General features: G+C 39.0%; 12 protein-coding genes. All 12 read right to left on the bottom strand.

The window, feature by feature from the left end; genetic code table 11:
- Positions 1–118: 118 nt before the first annotated feature.
- The 12 genes from tilS to M0Q51_05960 all read right to left on the bottom strand — a co-directional run bounded on the left by tilS (position 119) and on the right by M0Q51_05960 (position 18,026).
- Positions 119–1,534, bottom strand: coding sequence for a tRNA lysidine(34) synthetase TilS (gene tilS, locus M0Q51_06015; protein MCK9399534.1), 1,416 nt, complete (start codon positions 1,532–1,534; stop codon positions 119–121).
- A gap of 29 nt (positions 1,535–1,563) precedes the next feature.
- Positions 1,564–3,225 carry a tetratricopeptide repeat protein gene (locus M0Q51_06010; GenBank protein MCK9399533.1) on the bottom strand — a complete coding sequence of 554 codons (1,662 nt, stop codon included), beginning with the start codon at positions 3,223–3,225 and terminating at the stop codon, positions 1,564–1,566.
- Between the two features lie 72 nt (positions 3,226–3,297).
- Complete coding sequence (locus tag M0Q51_06005) at positions 3,298–4,242, bottom strand: substrate-binding domain-containing protein (protein ID MCK9399532.1); 945 nt, start codon at positions 4,240–4,242, stop codon at positions 3,298–3,300.
- Positions 4,226–4,459 carry a hypothetical protein gene (locus tag M0Q51_06000; protein MCK9399531.1) on the bottom strand — a complete coding sequence of 78 codons (234 nt, stop codon included), beginning with the start codon at positions 4,457–4,459 and terminating at the stop codon, positions 4,226–4,228. Before M0Q51_06000 ends, M0Q51_06005 begins: the two co-directional genes overlap by 17 nt.
- On the bottom strand, positions 4,456–5,274 hold the full coding sequence (locus M0Q51_05995; GenBank protein ID MCK9399530.1) for a TonB family protein: 819 nt from the start codon (positions 5,272–5,274) through the stop codon (positions 4,456–4,458). The genes M0Q51_06000 and M0Q51_05995 overlap by 4 nt, the downstream gene beginning before the upstream one ends.
- A gap of 32 nt (positions 5,275–5,306) precedes the next feature.
- Positions 5,307–5,930, bottom strand: a complete 624-nt coding sequence (locus tag M0Q51_05990) for a biopolymer transporter ExbD (GenBank protein ID MCK9399529.1) — start codon at positions 5,928–5,930, stop codon at positions 5,307–5,309.
- 20 nt (positions 5,931–5,950) lie between these two features.
- Entirely contained in the window at positions 5,951–6,553 is a 603-nt protein-coding gene (locus M0Q51_05985) for a biopolymer transporter ExbD (GenBank protein ID MCK9399528.1), read from the bottom strand.
- A 21-nt stretch (positions 6,554–6,574) separates the two neighbouring features.
- Entirely contained in the window at positions 6,575–7,381 is an 807-nt protein-coding gene (locus M0Q51_05980) for a MotA/TolQ/ExbB proton channel family protein (GenBank protein ID MCK9399527.1), read from the bottom strand.
- Positions 7,382–8,058: 677 nt separating this feature from the next.
- On the bottom strand, positions 8,059–9,093 hold the full coding sequence (locus tag M0Q51_05975) for a 2-oxoacid:ferredoxin oxidoreductase subunit beta (protein MCK9399526.1): 1,035 nt from the start codon (positions 9,091–9,093) through the stop codon (positions 8,059–8,061).
- Position 9,094: 1 nt separating this feature from the next.
- Positions 9,095–10,945, bottom strand: a complete 1,851-nt coding sequence (locus M0Q51_05970; protein MCK9399525.1) for a 2-oxoacid:acceptor oxidoreductase subunit alpha — start codon at positions 10,943–10,945, stop codon at positions 9,095–9,097.
- A 218-nt stretch (positions 10,946–11,163) separates the two neighbouring features.
- Positions 11,164–12,693, bottom strand: coding sequence for a T9SS type A sorting domain-containing protein (locus M0Q51_05965; protein MCK9399524.1), 1,530 nt, complete (start codon positions 12,691–12,693; stop codon positions 11,164–11,166).
- Between the two features lie 170 nt (positions 12,694–12,863).
- The gene (locus tag M0Q51_05960) at positions 12,864–18,026 is read right to left on the bottom strand and encodes a hypothetical protein (protein MCK9399523.1); all 5,163 of its coding nucleotides are present in this window, start codon (positions 18,024–18,026) and stop codon (positions 12,864–12,866) included.
- Positions 18,027–18,031: the final 5 nt, after the last annotated feature.

Raw genomic sequence — 18,031 nt, 5'->3', positions numbered from 1 at the left:
GGGTAACTGATATTTTACAATAACAAATCGCCTATGGCGAATTCTGCGTAGCAGATAAAGTATTGTAGTAATGTGATATGCGATTTGCAAATAATTCCCCGGAGGGGATGAACAAAAGTTAATCAGGTAATAATGAATCAGGATTAAGCGTGATTTTTAATATTTTTTTGGAAGATGAGGTGATTTTAAAACGGTCATCGATCCGGTGGCCTATGATCCAAACAATCTTTTTGCCACTGCATAAGAGCCATTTCTTTTCCTTTTCGATCCTGGAAAACTTCTGGTCTGTAAAAAAATCACTGAGCTTCTTTCGCTGCGACATCCCAAGGGGATAAAAAAAATCGCCCTTTTGCCATTTCCGGATGGTTACAGGAAAATCCAGCTTGTCAAGGTCAATGTAAGCGGTACTGCCCGGATCAGAATATTCTGCAGGAATCTCATGGAGGATTTCAAACTCAAGATTCAACGGGGACCTGATACTTTTCTGCTTCAGATCATACATTGATACCATGAATGTCGCTTCCTTGCCTGTTTCTTCCAATGGAGCAATGATGAGATACTCACGGTCTTTTAACAACCTGAAGGTGGTAGATCGAACTTCCTTGCCCGGGATGGCATCAGCCAGACAGGCAATATCCCTGATATTGGAAAGGTTGAAACCATAAGGGGATAAAAGCTCGTAAGCCCAGCTTGTCAGTGGCTCAAGACAGAAAAACTGGTCTGATTGGATGTAAATTTGATCTCCTCTTTCATGAAAAATCTCTCTTCTTTTCCGTTCGATGGTTTGGTTATAAATTTTTTCAGCATCACGGATAAAGCTGATGGTCTGTGTCAGTTCCTGCCTTAAGGCAGGATTAATTCTTTCCAGTTGCGGGATTACCTTGTGACGGATGCGGTTGCGGGTGTACTTCACTGAGCGGTTGGAAGAATCTTCGACATATTCAAGTCTATTTTCCCTGGCATAAGCTTCTATTTGCTGCCTGTCAGTAAACATCATGGGCCTGATTATTTTTCCCTGCCTGGGCAGGATACCGTGCAAACCGGCAATACCTGTCCCCCTCGTGAGGTTTATCAGGAATGTCTCAACCTGGTCGTCCAGGTGATGTGCGGTGGCAACCTGATCATAGCCATATTTTATCTGCAATTCATCAAACCATTCGTAACGAAGCTGTCTGGCTGCAACCTGGACTGAAAGTTTGTGAGAACGGGCAAACTTAGCGGTTTCAAAATGCTTAACAAAAACCTTTACCTTGTATTTTTCTGCCAGGCTTCTGACAAAGAGTTCATCCCTCCCGGATTCAGCTCCCCTGAGCCCGAAGTTGGCATGAGCAATACCAAAATGATATCCAGCCTGGTGGAACAAAGAGGCCATCACAACAGAGTCCATCCCGCCGCTCACTGCAAGCAGGGTATAGTCAGAAGGATGAAATAATTCTTCCTTAAGGATAAACTGTTTAAAATTATCAATCATCACATCAAAGATACAAATTGGCAGGAAAAAAAACTGCCCGGTCGTCGCAAACCGGGCAGGCATTATGAAACGAAAATAACTACTGTCAAAAATCACTTTTTCAGCAGATTTTGGAGAGCTGTTTGGGCCTGTTGATCTGAAGGGTCCAAATTCAGTATTTTTGTCCAGTAATTAAGTGAGTTGGTCATTTCTGCTTCGGATTCGGCGGGCTTTGATGAAAGTAATTTTTCTCCAAGCATGTAATGATAAAATCCAAGATAGCGATAGCATTCAATCAACAATTTCGGGGTTTTGGTGATGTCACCGGCTTCCAGTAACATCATAGATTTTTCATAAGCCGGCTTTGCCAGTCCTGAAGTAGTTTCCGGATCCAGCCTTGATAAAGCTCTTCCGCTCCAAATGTAGCCTATGTATGAATCCGGGCTGATAAGGGTCATGTTTTCAAAGCAACAATCAGCTTCCTGGTAAAGTTCTGCTTTAAAAAGTGAATCGTATGCTAATAAACTATCTTCAGCCATAAAATAAAAATTCCTGCCGATCTGGTAATATGAATTACTTTTATTATTCGCATTCAATGAAAGTAATTTCACATATGCATCTATAGCTTTCTGGTATTCTTTTTGTTTAGAATAGCTTTTCCCTATTTCATCATAAAGTTCCGTCTTGGTGGTGTCCATTTGCAATGCTGTTTCCAATTGGAGCGTTCCAAGGGAATCCTGTCCGTTTTTCATAAGGAGGTGTCCATAATAGATATAATCAATCGCTATAAACTTTGTCGTATCGTGATGAGTGAAAAAATATTCAAGATTCTTCAGTGAATTTGGGAAGTCACCTTTTTCGAAATCAATGTAAGCCGCAATCCTGTACATCACCGTATTATTCGTGTCATTTTGAATAACCTGATCAATCAATCCTCTTGACTGATCGTAGTTTTTAGTAAAGAAGAGGATGAATGCAAACCTTTCCTTGTCATCTATTGTATTATCCGATCTTCTAATATAGATTTCATAATCAGCTTTAGCTTCATCATATTTGCCAAAGGAATAGTAAAGATCTCCGCGTTCTTTATAAGCAAGGATTTGCGTGGAATCGATTGCAACAGCCTGATTGAAGGCATTTATGCCATCACGGTAATTATTGGCTTTTGCGTATATCTCTCCCATTTTAACAAAAGCCTGCACACATAAATCATTATGATAAATGGCTCTTTCATATTCATTGACTGCATCTCCCGGTGATTTTGAAGTGAGGTAAAGGTCTCCCAAACTGACCAGGAGCCGGCAATCCTTTGCATTTTCTTCTTTTGCTGCTTCAAGATATTTTCCGCTTAAATCGAAGTTTTGTGTTGTCGTTAAAAGGCAGACTTCTCCAGCTTCCAGGTTATATTCGAATAAATTATTGCTAAGTTTCCGGCCTTTGTCATAAAATTTGAACCATTCCGTTCTGTTCGATTTATTGAGCTGCATTTTCCCTAAACCCAGAAAATTGAATGGGTACTTCTCATCAGCCATTATGCCTTGCTGGTAAAAAATTTCTGCCGAATCGGATTTGCCTTTAAAATCATAAACCTTACCCAAATAATAGAGTGTTTTTGAATCTGATGGATCATTTTTCAGAATTGACCGGAAGATCTTCCCGGCCGATTCGTATTGTTTCTGCACGATATACCATTTACCTTTTTCAATATCCTGAGACAGTAAAGGATTGAATGACGGCAACAGAAAGCAAAGTATTATCAATAACTTCTTTTTCATCATCACTTGTTTATCTTCTGGTTTGACATATACTGTGGAAATTGACAGGTTCCGTGATCTATTAATTTCGAATCATAGGTTTTCTCTGACATTTACAATCCTGATTGGCGCAACAGACGGAACTATTCCCGACTTCAGAATAATCCTCTGACCCCGGTCGCTTGCAAGAAATGACATGAAACCGGTGGCAAGGCCATTCCGCGGCTCCGCATTTATCGCATAAACATCTCTTGTCAATGGATATAATCCCTGGAAGATATAAGCCTGGTATGGCTTATAACTGTTTTCCACAGCCGGTTGATCGCTTTTCGACAATGCAACAACACGGATACGATTTAAAAAAGACATCTGGGTAGAATCATCCGAATCGCTAACTAAGCTAACGCCTATAAATCCAATAGCATTCCTGTGATCAGCTACATAATTCACAACATCAATGGTTGAATCCAGGGCATAGGAATGCTTGGATAAATTAGAAGTCCGGCAGATCGAATCAAGGACGAACTGAAGGATGCTGGACTTCTTATTGTCAAAAATCACATCAATATTCCCAAGTGATGATTTTTGATTGATTTGAGCCCACTGTTTTATTTCACCTGTAAGAATTCCTTTTAATTCATTCATACTCAGCAAAGTATCAGCATTTTCCGGATGAATTATCACCGCGATTGCATCTGTAGCTATTTTCAATTCGCGAGGAATGATCTGCCGGTTCCGGAAGGATACTTTTTCATTTTCATACAAGGGCCTGTAAGTGATGATCAACCTGACGCTATCATCAAGGAGCATCTGAACACAATTTTCTTCTGTTGTATAAACCGGAGTTATTTTGGCATATTGATAAATGCCGCCGAATACCATCAACTCAGCTTCAGTTATAGGTTTAAAGGTTTCATCCACCCCTATGCTGATGATTCCTGTTGTTGGGGTGTCGGCATATGGATTTCTGTTGATGCCTCCGCAACCAAACAAAAGACTCACTGCAATGAACATGAGAACACTATGCCGGATTGTCATGTTTTAAGCTTTTAATGGCTCTGTAAGCCCTGAAAATTCCATAAATTAGTAAAATGATCCCAAAAAATAATTTTGCATTCTGATTTAATGCAGGAAAAAACTGAGTTGAAAAAATAAATAATAAGCCGATAACCAAATAAAATACCACCATGAAAAAGCCAAAATATTTGACGATTTGGTGAGTAAAAAGTGGCACCCTGTTAAATTTTTCTGTCATTTCAGAATAAAATTAATGGGGAGGGTAAACCAAACTGGTACAGGCATACCATTCTGTTTTCCAGGTTTCCATGCAGGCATTTTCTTTACTACACGGATTGCTTCTTCATCGCACCCGGCACCTATTCCTCTAAGCAAAGCTATATCGGAAATTTTACCATCTTTATTAACTACAAACTTAATGAACACCCTACCTGTAACACCTGATTCTCTGGCCATTGGTGGATATTTTATATTTTGTTCCAGGAATTTATACAACTCCGATTCACCTCCTGGAAAATCAGGCATTTGCTCAACAACAAGGAAAGGCTCCATCTTTTCTTCCACGATCTGCTTGTCTTCAGCAGGCATCACTTCAGGCATTTCAGCTGTTGGATCATCGGTACCCTTATCATAATCTATACTCCCGATAGCTGCTTTACTTTCAACCACTTCATCCTGCATCTTTGGCTGCTCTTCGTCTGCGACTTCCTCATCAGCTTTGATGACAGGGGCAGTAAATTTAATAACGTTCTTCAGCGGAGGCGGTGGTGGCAATGCTTTGACGATTTCATCGACCTTCTCTTTTGGTTTATCTAACTTGATATCAGTCAGCGTCCTGACTGAAACATCTTTCTCTTTTTTCTCATGTGTCATAACCCTGATTATTGATGGTGTACTGACAGCAAGGACGAATATCACAATGCCGATGGCCAGGGAGATCGCATGTCGCCTGGATGATAGTTTTCGAAGCAGGTATCCTCCATATCCCTTATTCCTGTCCTGGAAGACCATTTCTGTCCATTCATCCGAAAATATATTTAAGTGTGAGGCCATAACTGGGACAATTTTGCTGATTATTTATAATTTCAGATATTACTGGCCTTGATCAATTCTAAATCATATTCTGTTAAATCAACGATGGCGTATCTGCCAATATTACATATCGCCATCTCGTCGAGAATATCGATCAGGTTCTTATATGTTGCCTCATCGGTTGCCTTAATAATCACAATAGGAGCTTTCTTATCCGACATGATCTCAAGCTTTTTCTTTTCGAATTCTTCCTGAGGTATTTGCTTGTCAAGTTCTTCCTTCTGAAGATTTTCCACTTTTAGCATGACATCATAATTTCTCTCAATGAGGAATTTTCGAATACCCGTAGAAGAGAAATCTGTTAACACAACTGTCGGATCAATCTCATTTTCCCGTGTTCCTTCATAATAATATACCTTATTATCTTTTCCAAGGATGATGGTGATTGCCCTGGAAGCCTTGACTTTAGTCTGTTCCTCTTCAGGGACCTTTTCTTTCGAAGGCATGGCTATTTCCATGGTCTGAGGCTTGATCATCGTTGTTGTCAGCATAAAGAACGTGATGAGAAGAAACCCAAGGTCAACCATCGGCGTAAAGTCAATACGCGTGGAAACCTTTTTGGCGCCTTTCTTTTTACCTTTTTTTGATCCCGAACTTTCGGTGTTTACTTCTGACATAGCTATTCAATTACTGATAATTATTCCGGAGTTTGTTCCAGGCTTGTGATCAGGTTGTACCTATTCTCATCAAGGTCCTGGAGAGTATTCATAACATTTTTGATGACAGGATAAGCCAGGGCTTGATCCGCCTTTATTGCAATCCTTAACTGAGGGTTAACAATACGAGAAAACCTTACCCAATTCTTAAACTGGTTATCCAGCGAATCATAAGGAATGCCCAAGGCATTTTCCTGAAGATCCTGGTCGGCAGGCTTTAATGCAAGGAATGCTTTCATTTGTTGAATGGGCACACCAAAGCGGTTTATCAGACTGAATTCTTTTAATTCCGCATCGGTAAATGAGAAGGAATAGGCTTCGCCCATTTTTTTGAGCAGATCAATCCTTTTTTCCTGGCCGTCGATACCGAAAAATAGCTTGCCTGACTTATCTATAAGAATAGTCATGATATTTCGTTCAGGAATTTTTATTTCTGAAATCGAAGATGGCGTATTAACCATAACGGGTTCCTTTTGTGTGAAATTCGAAGTAAGCATGAAAAACGTAAGCAGAAGGAATGCCACGTCACACATTGCCGTCATATCGATAGCAGTGCTTTTCCTGGGAAGTTTAACCTTTGTCATTTGGTAGCGTATTTATCATGATCAATGGCGTGCAGCGTAAGTCTGAACGATCGTGAAACCAGCTTCATCAATACTGTAGATTAATTTATCGATTTTATTGGTATAATAGTTATACATGATAACAGCGAGAGCTGCTGTAGCAATACCAAAGGCCGTGTTAATCAAAGCTTCTGAAATACCTGTAGCCAATGCGACCGAGTCAGGTGCACCGGCATTGGCCAAAGCGGCAAAAGCTCTGATCATGCCAAGAACTGTCCCAAGCAGCCCCATCAATGTTGCGATAGATGAAATCGTAGCCAATATGACAAGGTTTTGCTCAAGGCTTGGCAATTCCAGAGAAGTAGCCTCTTCGACATCCTTTTGTATGGCAATTAGTTTTTGTTCTTTGCTCATCGCTGCTTCGGGTTCAACATTCTGGTATTTAATCAATGCTGATCTTACGACATTGGCTACGGATCCCTTCTGATCTTCGCATGCTGCAATCGCATCATCGATCTGATTTCTGTTAAGCATATTCTTGATGTACTTGACAAACTTCAGTACATTGAGCTTCCCGGTAGCTTTTTTGAGGGTTATAAATCGTTCAATGCTGAAGGTGATGACGGTGAGTAACAGGCACATTAAGATTGGAACAATAAATCCTCCCTTATAAATTACTCCAAGATAATTTCCAGGTATTGGCGCATTTTCAGGGTTATTGCCCTGAAAATTAGATGGTGCTCCCATCACTGTCATATAAACAATAATCGCAACTACCAATGCAATTGGAATGACTGATGCGGAAAATGCGCCCTGAAAACTTCTAAAAAATTCATTCATTCTTTTCATTGTAATAATTTTAGATTTTTTAAATGGTTAGAATAAAAACTAATTTGCTTTAACTAAAAGGTGACTTTGGAAATACCGATAAAAATTGAATTTCGATTCCTGAGCATAACACTAATAAATGTCAGACTCTCAGAATAAAAGCCTAATCTCTTCTTTTAAAGAAGATTAAAAAAAATTGGGAAGATTAAATCCTGAAGCTGTATAAATTGCAAAGCAGTGCCTGCTTACAGCTATTTGGTATAGAAAAACAATAAGTAGAAAGAATTGAACTAAAGCTAACTCCGGCAATACACTCCGGAAGGGTGAGAGACATCACATGGCCCGAGTTGAATTTAATTTCAGAATTCAGATTCCTGTGTTCCTCAAAAACAGTAATGTTAGCGTTGATGTTTTTGAATTCTGAATCGAAAATAAATTGATCAATCAAATCAGATTGTGCTTCTGTAAAAGACAGCACATCAGGTTGCTCATTTTCCTTAAAAGTAGATTCCCATTGAGTGTCACTGGAGAAAAATACTTCAGCATATAATGCAAAAACATTATGAAAAATTAAAACTGTTACGACCGAAAGTACTAAAAAGTTTTTCAATTTAAATGACAAAATAGACAGTAAAAATAATATATTTTCCTAATGGATGATTAAAACTTATTGAAAATATTTCTTAAAAAATAGATAATCAAAGGTCCAGCACATTACCTGAATTAATCAAATCATCCATATTTTTGATTTTGCTTTTTCTTTTGGCTTCTTCCATTTGCTTCTCGAGCAACTGGTCATAAGCTTCGTTGCAGTCACATGACCGGATTACGCCCATTGCAACGGGGAAATCAGGCAATCCCATCCTGACAAGGGTATAATGGGTCATATCTTCCGGGTTAGTCGGGTCATGGACCAGAATATCCTCCCTTCTCACTCCCTTTTCACCAATGGTGGCTACCCGGAGTTGATTATTCTTAAAGATCAGGCCTTTATCCTGGTTTTTCCCAAAGATCATGGGCTTTCCTGCTTCAAGATAAATCTGGTGATCATCTTTGGTCTCTTTATTTGTAATGGCGGCATGGATCTGATTATTGAAAATCACGCAGTTCTGAAGGATTTCCACCACTGATGTTCCTTTATGCAATGCGGCTGCTTTCAGGACCTCGCGCATCATCTTCGGCTCTGTATCGACAGCACGGGCGAAGAAAGTGCCCTGTGAACCCATCACGAGTTCTCCCGGGGTAAACGGATTCTCGATCACGCCTTCGGGCGAGCTTTTCGTCACCAGGCCTCTGGGAGAAGTAGGTGAATACTGGCCTTTAGTGAGACCATAAATCTTATTGTTGAAGATCACAATATTCATGTCTATATTGCGCCTGATCGTATGAATAAAGTGATTACCGCCAATAGCCATGCTATCGCCGTCGCCGGTTATATGCCAGACCTGTAATTTCGGATTGGCAATTTTGATTCCGGAGGCGATTGCCGCTCCTCTTCCATGCAAGCCATGGAAGCCATAGGTATTCATATAGTATGGAAAACGGGAAGAACATCCTATCCCTGAAACGAAGACTATGTCTTCTTTTCTGCCGCCCAGTTCGACGAGCACTGTCTGGATGGCAGCAAGAATAGCGTAATCACCGCATCCCGCACACCATTTAACCGTACCTTCCGGTTTAAAGTCATCCCTTGTGAGGGTATATACAGCCTGCTTTGATTCTTCTGGTGTCATATCAGTGTTCCTTCAGAATTTCGTTGAATTTCGATTTAAGCTCATTGATCATGAATGGCAATCCCTGGATTTTGTGATAGGTAAGATATTGATATTGAGGAAACATTGCCCTCAGCCAGTATATGAACTGCCCGTTGTTGAGTTCGCAAACAACGATTTTTTTAAACCCTTTCAGGACTTGTTCCGCGTTTTTCGGAAGAGGGTAAATGTAATTAAAATGTGCCAGGCTGATGCTTTTACCTTCTGTCTGCAAATCTTTCACAGCCGAAACAAGGTGCCCATAAGTACCTCCCCAACCGACCACCAGCAAATCGCCCGTATTTTCGCCATAAACTTCCAGTTCCGGGATCACATTGGCTACCCTGTAAACCTTTTCCTGCCTGAGCCCCACCATTTTCTGATGATTCAGCGGGTCGTGGGAAACGGTTCCGATCACATCTTCCTTTTCCAGGCCGCCAATTCTGTGTCTTAGTCCTTCCTGCCCGGGAATAGCCCATGAGCGGGCCAAGGTTTCGGGATCCCTGAGGTAAGGTTTATAATTTGGATCATTATCTTTGACAAATCGAGGGGTGATCGTTGGGAGCTCCGCCATTTTAGTAACTTTCCAGAGTTCTGAGCCGTTGGCAAGGTAACCATCAGTCATCAGGATGACAGGGACCATATGTTCCACTGCGATTTTCGCTGCCATAAAGGCATAATCGAAGCAATTGGCAGGGGTGCTGGCAGCCATTACAACTACAGGGCTTTCGCCATTCCGGCCAAACAGGGCCTGCAAAAGGTCTGATTGTTCGGGTTTTGTAGGCAAACCAGTAGAAGGGCCACCTCTTTGAACATCTATGATGACTAAAGGCAATTCGGTAATCATAGCTAAGCCTATAGCTTCACTTTTCAATGCCAGACCAGGGCCTGAAGTAGATGTGGCAGCCAGTTTTCCCGTAAAAGCAGCCCCGATGGCACTGTTTATCCCAGCAATCTCATCTTCTGCCTGAAGTGTTATAACCCCAAGGTGTTTCCGATGGGCAAGTTCATGCAAAATTTCAGTAGCAGGGGTTATAGGATATGAACCCAGAAATAATTCAAGTCCGGCTTTTTCCGCTGCCGCCATGAGGCCCCAGGCAACTGCCATGTTGCCGGTCATGTTACGGTAACGGCCTTTCATATCTTCACTGGGCTTGAGCCGGTAAGTGATATCAAACTCTTCAACGGTCTCCGCAAAATGATACCCCGCGCGGAGAACTGCTTTATTTGCTTCCGACACCAGTGGCTTCTTTCCGAATTTTTCTTCAAGGAAATTTTCCCCCAGGTCAATATCTTTATTGAACAGGTAATACAACATGCCTAAAGCAAACTGGTTTTTGGTCCTGTCAGCCGATTTCGCATCAAGGCCCAGTTCGAGGCAGGTTGCCTGGCTCAGGCTGGTAATGGGAGCTTTGACCACTTTATACCCGTCGAGGGTTCCATCATCCAGTGGATTTTGCGTAAAGCCTGCCTTAACAATATCTTTCTGTTCGAAACTATCCACATCAACGATAATGGTTGCTGCGGTTTTGACCCATTTCATATTAACTTTGAGAGCGGCAGGATTCAATGCGATCAGCACATCCGCCAGGTCACCCGGTGTTTCAACCTTGATTTGCCCAAAATGAAGCTGGAAACCGGATACACCGGCCACAGTTCCCTGTGGTGCGCGAATTTCTGCAGGGTAATCAGGAAAAGTTGCCAGGTCGTGCCCATCAATTGCAGTTGTATCAGAAAACTGTGATCCGCTCAGTTGCATCCCGTCGCCGGAATCACCCGCAAGTTTAACCACAACATGCTCCAGTTCAATGATCTGGTGATTTTTATTATCCATCACAAAAAAATATTTAGCAGGCAAAATTACATGAATTACCTGACGGGAGAGCAGTAATTCTGATTTATTTTGGCGTTGGGTCTCAATTGCTGCGGAAAGCTATGACTTTACCTTAAAAAACAGGACAATTTCAAAATCTTATTTTTATATTAAGTTCAGGTAAACAACTACCACCAACTATTAATTGCTAAATGAAATTGACAACTAATAATTTCAATTTACCTTGCAATCAAAAACTTTCCGGTATAAACGACTTTTTGTCTTTCACGTATAACCAGGAGATAGAGACCCTGGGGAAGGTTTGAAACATTAAAATCATACGATTCCGTAATCATCGGCACTTTAACTCTATCCACAAGTTTTCCAAACACATTGAATATTTCCAAATCTCTATTAGATAACCAATTCGGCCTGTTTTCCCGGAATATAATGTGAATCCAGTCTGATGCAGGATTTGGCCACAACTCCAAGATCCCATGCTCCCATGCCTCCATGCCCCCATGCTCTTCATGAATTCCGACAGTTGTATCACAACCTGATGAATCACAGCCAATGCTGTCCAATTTCTGCACCCAGATGGATTGCTCCCATTCGGGATCACCTAAAGCCATACCTGTAATGATTATTCCATTATCGGATGTGATCCTGAGATCATTAAGGTGGTTTTCAAATGTAGGATAATAACTGTATCGCCTCATCCAGATACTATCACCATTTTCCTTTGTTTTTAATATCCAACCATAATTACCAAATCCGTCAGCAAAAGCACCTGTTCCAGAAACGATAATACTTCCATCGCCCAGTTCCTCTATTGTAGAACACCACCCCAGAAATGTCGTATCACTATATTTCCTTTCCCATATAACATTTCCTGCGGTATCTGTTTTAAATATCCAAACCTTAAGATCCGGGTAATCCGGATGGGGTTGTGACACGGCATATGTACTTCCAACAAGGTAATTACCATCTTGTGATAGTATAACGACGGAGTGTCCATCATCATAGATACCTCCATAATATTTAATCCAAATTTGGTTTCCAAGACTATCAACTTTGAGAAGACCTGGATCCCTTGAAGTGTTATTTCCAACTTGTTGCCTATCTAATCCGATTAAAAAATTACCTTCGGGCAATGGGATTAAGGAATAACCAGCATCTAACCAATGTAGTTGACCATATGTATGAAACCATTTTATATTTCCAAGATTATCAGTCCTTATGAGTAATATATCATCATCATCTCCTGATACATGTACATAACCAGTAATGAGAAATCCATTATCAGGTAATTGTTCACAAACCGTAAAAATGGTAGCTGTATAATCAATCGAGGCAGAATCACCATAAATTCTGGACCAGAGTGAATCGCCATTTTCATCAAATTTTATCAATAATCCGACATCTCTAATAGAATCTTCTATACTCCCACTTATAACAAATCCACCATCGGATGTACTAATACATCCCCGTATTCCACCGGCATAATAATTGTGGAAATCTTCTCCGTAAGTTTTCCACCATAACTGGTTTCCCTGGTCATCAATGGAAGTAAGGACAATTCTTTTAAAAATATAATCATTGGAAACCACACCACTAACTCCACTAATAACATACCCTGATTCCGTTTCAAGAATACTCAATGCTGCGCTCCAGTTATCATTGTTAAAGCGGTTGTTAAAGTAAGTGTATTGGCCTTTTAAGTCAAATAATCCAAAGAACAATATAAATAAAAATATGAACTTTTTCATATTTCCTTTTTTGAACAATTTTTCAATAAAAATAATGTAAATCCTTCAATAACTTGCTGATCAACCCAATAATAATATTTTGTGAACTGATAACAATAAAACCCTGCCTATTACAGCAGGGTTTAAAAATTTAGAAAATATTAAATTTTAATTGATTGGAATTTAAACACTTACCTTATTACATTTAATTTCAATGCTTTCTCTAATTTGCCATTGATATTTAATTTGATGGTATATAGGCCTGAACTATAGGAAGAAGTCCTTCTAATAAGTTGATTTTGCTGACCTTCAATAAGTCCTTCTTCGATAATCCTTCCTGATGGATCACTGATTGAATAAGATGCTTGTCCTGGAATTATTTCAAAATAATATTCCATAATGAAATAATCATTACATGGATTTGGATAGACTTTGAAAACATTTTCATGATCCAAACCAGTATTAAAATTTGGATTCTCAGCATCATATCTTCTTAAAACAGGACCAGATGCCGGTAAAATATAAACTTCAGGATAGCTGGCAGAATCAATGTGTTGCAGAATATTTTGAGCCATGATTGCCGGTCGTGAATCATTCTCAGCCATTTGATACAGAACCTGGCGTGATGTATTATCAAGAGAATCCAATGGCTTGCCCTGCTGTGTAATATTGCTAACCATTGTAAATAATGTCAGGTAATCCTGGTGTTCAATTTCCTGTTCCGAATCCATCACAAATTGATTTGGTAAGCTAGTGAGGACTGTAAACGCATTTGAAATATTTCCTTGCTCCAGGTATCTGGTTGCCAGGTAATAATTGTTATTTAAGTTCCCATGATTTGTAATCAATGAAATGATACTGTCTTCTGCTGAAGTTGAAATATCTTCTGCCAAATAAATTTTCATGAGCTTATTGAATGCTAAGGCTCGTTCTTGTTCATACCAGGCAATCTCACTTTCACGTTGTTCCTTTAACGCTATAGAATCCAATCCTGCCATGATCTCTGCCATCATGTATTCTGGTAATGGAGGCACTCTTTGTTCAAGAGCTTCAATCAACTCTTCTTTCTTTACGCCATGAGGATTAGCCACCATAATATCCCTGATCATAGCATTGACCAAAACTTCTTCCTTTGCAATACTTGTGGATAGAACAGTGTCAGAAAGATAAGGGGAATCTGCCATAAGCTCATCATAAATTTCAAGTGATTCTTCAGGAGTAGAAAACTCAACTTCATAATTCAATTCCGGAGTATTCCCGGCATCAATCCATAGACTGAGTACATTTGCAGTTGAATCTCTCAAATTCTCCATCAAAGACATTCTTGCTATAAGTTCTTCTTCATCCATCACAATAGGTTCAGATTTTAACTGCCCACCTCCGAAACTAAAATTAGGAGGACAAACATCATCATAAGTAGTATAACGAATGTATCCATAATGCGTGATATTTTGATGATAAAAAGGAATCCATGCATCTTGAGGAGATAGACTATCATGATGGAAATAATAAATCCATTGCCGGGATAAGGTATTATTAAAATCACTGTATGGGTTATTATTGTTAGCATGAGAAAATAAATTCCCAGCAGGTGCAGTTTCATCGCCATAAATATACGCCCCTTGATAAATTGAAATTCCCTTGTTTGCCGATGCCGTATCCGCTGTCACAGCAAAATCGCCCCGGTTATCGGTACAAATATTACATTTCAACTTTAATCCTGTAAAATTAGAGGTTCCCCTGTTTCTATTTTGTGCCAGTATGCCCATATGTAAGAGGTTAAAAGTGTTACGGTAGATCATATTCAAATTGTCTTTCGAATTGTTAACCGTAATTCCAATACTAAGAATTTCATCTGGGTAAGGATATTCGTCCTCATTATAAAAATTATTTTCCTCAACAGTGTATCCTGTGCAGTTATCTAAATATAATCCACCAAAAATATCGTCCGGACCATGGAATATACTTATATAATAAACATCAAAATCATTAAATAAAATGACTGAATTATGAATATTTTTACTATAAATACCTGTCATATTGTTGATGAAAGCCGAATGAGTAATTTCAAAAGTTCTTGTTGTTGTGAGATCGAAAGTCTTAATACCATAATTCAAATTACTAAATGAGCTGGAATCAGTTACAGTAAAATCTGCATCTTCGCTATATATGCCAATCCCTCTGTGACTCATTGAAGCTTCTTCTTCCGGTCTGGAGTTAGTAAAGCTACATCCATAAACGTTTATACCTTTTACGCCATATAAATAAAGGAAATTTTCAGGTACACTTTCATCAGCCAGTTCAGCATTGGTGAGGAATTCTGTAAAATGAAAATAACTGAGATTATCCATTTCAACACCGGAGACCATATTTCGGTATGGGAAAAACCTGACACCAGCTCTGTTATTTATGAAATGTGCGTCATTTGTCTGAATAATACCACCTTCGTAACCAGGTGCATATTTTAGGCCATCGGTTCTTGCAAGAACCACTGCCATTATAGCATTTTCAATAGTTCCTCCATTTTCAATTGTAATTTTACCTTGTGCTCCGGATGTGGACTGGGAGGCAGTTGTTGTTCCCCAAACTTGGATGCCTTTCCACATTTTTTCACAATTGTTAGTGATTTTACCACCATCTATAATAAGTTCACCTCCCCTCTCAACAATAATTTTGCTCATATAAGGCATACTCAATGTGTTAGTAATTGTTAGTTTTCCTGTACTTGTAATTCGCAAATCCTTTGTCATTGCTTGAATCCCATCCCACGTAATATCTTCCGAAATAATTCTCTCATTATCATATCCATTAGATGGCAATAGGTCACCTTCCCAAAGTCCTCTTCCAAATGTTGCAGCTCTTAACTTATTGGAACAGTAATTTATTTTAAGTTCTGTCACACGAACATTCGGAAAATCGCCATATTTTTCCCAATCTATCATAGTGCTATCTTTTACATAAATCCCAGCATCCGTTGCAATATAAAGTCTATCATCAGTACCAGGTTGATATACTATATCATTGACCGGAAGATTATTTAAGGAATTATTAGGATCTTCATTCGTCCAAGAAGTTCCATCAAATGACCAGACTTTATATTCATCAATAAAACCAGAGAATGTTATCCATATCTTTTCTGGATTAGTCGGATGAATTACAATCGATGTGATTACGGGAAATGGGTCAGTTCCATTTCCGGGAAAATCTAAACAGGTAAAATGAGACTCATCCTCATAGTCTCCAAAATTCATTCCAGTGTTGCTATAAAATAAGTGAGATTCAAGATCCCAGATTTCAGCTTCACCATTATAAATTCCAAGAGTGACGATATAAACATAATTTGTGTCAGCCGCAGAGATTTCAAAATCGATGATTTGCCTACGCCATTGGCCATCTCCATCAAGACAAGATACATTATCATTTTTAGCAATATCAGATCTATTTTCCCATGCAACTTCTGGAAGAGCAGGAGGTAATTTACTTTTCCTTTTATATACCTCCGTTAAGCCCATATAAATTGAGTCCTTTTGTGGGTGCTGTCTGAGTTGAAATGATTTCACAAATTCAGCTCTCTCCGAAGGCCTCTTGCCATCATAAGGAACACTGTTTACTTGTTCAGTTGCGCTAATTTGGGTTAAATAATCGTATCTGTAAACTTGATGCTTGATATTTTCAGAATTAAATGTATTTTGCTTAAATAGAAAAAATTGTTCAGGATATATTATTGAATTTTGTATTCCATATCCATCACCATCCCAATTTTTATAAAACCATTTATCTGTTCCATTATTATTATAAAGAAACATGTAACCATTATCTTGATGACCAGTCCCAATCCATTTTTCATTATAATTTGAAAAATCATGGACGAACATTGTACTAACCTGCAAGCCATCATATTTATAAGACCATCCATCCGTACCTGGTGTTATTGATAAGACTTTTTCGCTTATACCACCATCGTGGGCGCAAAGAATTTTATTTGTATTAATTGGATTATACTCCAATCCATGGACATCTGCATGAAAACCATTTCCTAAATAAACTGACCATTCCACCGGATCATGGATTCTATAGTCTCGTGTACCGTACAAAATTGTGGTACCATAACAGAACTCATATTCATCTACAGGTGAAATTTCAAATGCCATTCTATCCCATGCTACCACTCTAGAAACACCGGGGGCTATATAATGATAAATCTCAACTTCATTCCAAAGTTGTGTTGCAAAATTGTATTCCCAAATGTATAAGGATGTGCCACCAGTTTCTTTGCCAACTATATAAGCCAATAGTTTATTTGGATTTGCAACAGTGACTGCGATGTTAATTCGGCGTACGATAAAATTATTTCCTAAATCATTTAAATCTAATCCTGTGCCCGGACCCGTGATCGAATGCCATGTATCTCCTTGATCGTCAGATAAATAAATATCTCTTCCACTTGCAATAATGTTTCCATACGGATACAAAGGTCTGAATTCCAGACCATATAACTCATTATCATTGATGTCTAAATTATTTAAAACATGATTCCATTCAGGTTGAGGATTTAGCGCATCATTTGTCCTGTATATACCATTTGATCCGCAAATAAATGCTTGGCTAGAATTGCTAGGATTGATTATAATCCTTCTTAAAGCAACCCCTATTTCAAAATCTTCATTTATGTTTTGTGTAATATTATTCCAAGTCGTACCAAAGTCATCTGATCTATAAACACCCGAAGTGAAAATTGGATTTATTTTTGCAGTGTTAACTTCATAAATAATTATACCCTCATCACATAAGCCAGTTGTTACGAAAATAGTATCGGAAGAATTAGGATCAATTGCAATATCGCCGACTGAAGTGGTTGGTAAAAGTAAATCTGTATTTACATTTTCCCAAAAGTCTCCATCATTAAGGGATCGCCATAATCCACCAAAACCTGAGGAAGCATATATAGTTTGATTGGTATTCCCATTATAAAAAGGATCAAATTCAATGCGATGCATCCTTCCTATCCCATTACCGTTTTCCGGTAAACCTGTTGGCCCTAGACAAATCCAATTAGGAGAATAATTCGATCCTGAAGGTTGAAAATTAGAACAATAATTCATGAAAACTTCTGCAGCGAGTGAAGCATCACCGGAAGGTGAAAGTCTTGGAACCCAAACATCTTTTAATCTTTCAGCATTGGAATTAGAGCCTCCTTCAGACGTGTCTGAAAAGTTATAATTTAATGAATCAAACCAATATTCGACAAAATCGTAAAAATTATCGTCATTGGATATTGGATCATATTCCTGCGAATATGATGCATTGCTAAAAAATATCATTCCTAATAACAGGATTACGGCAATTTTTTTCATAACGA

Source organism: Bacteroidales bacterium (assembly GCA_023229505.1).
Lineage (GTDB): Bacteria > Bacteroidota > Bacteroidia > Bacteroidales > JAGOPY01 > JAGOPY01.
This window is presented reverse-complemented; position numbering and strand designations above follow the sequence as displayed.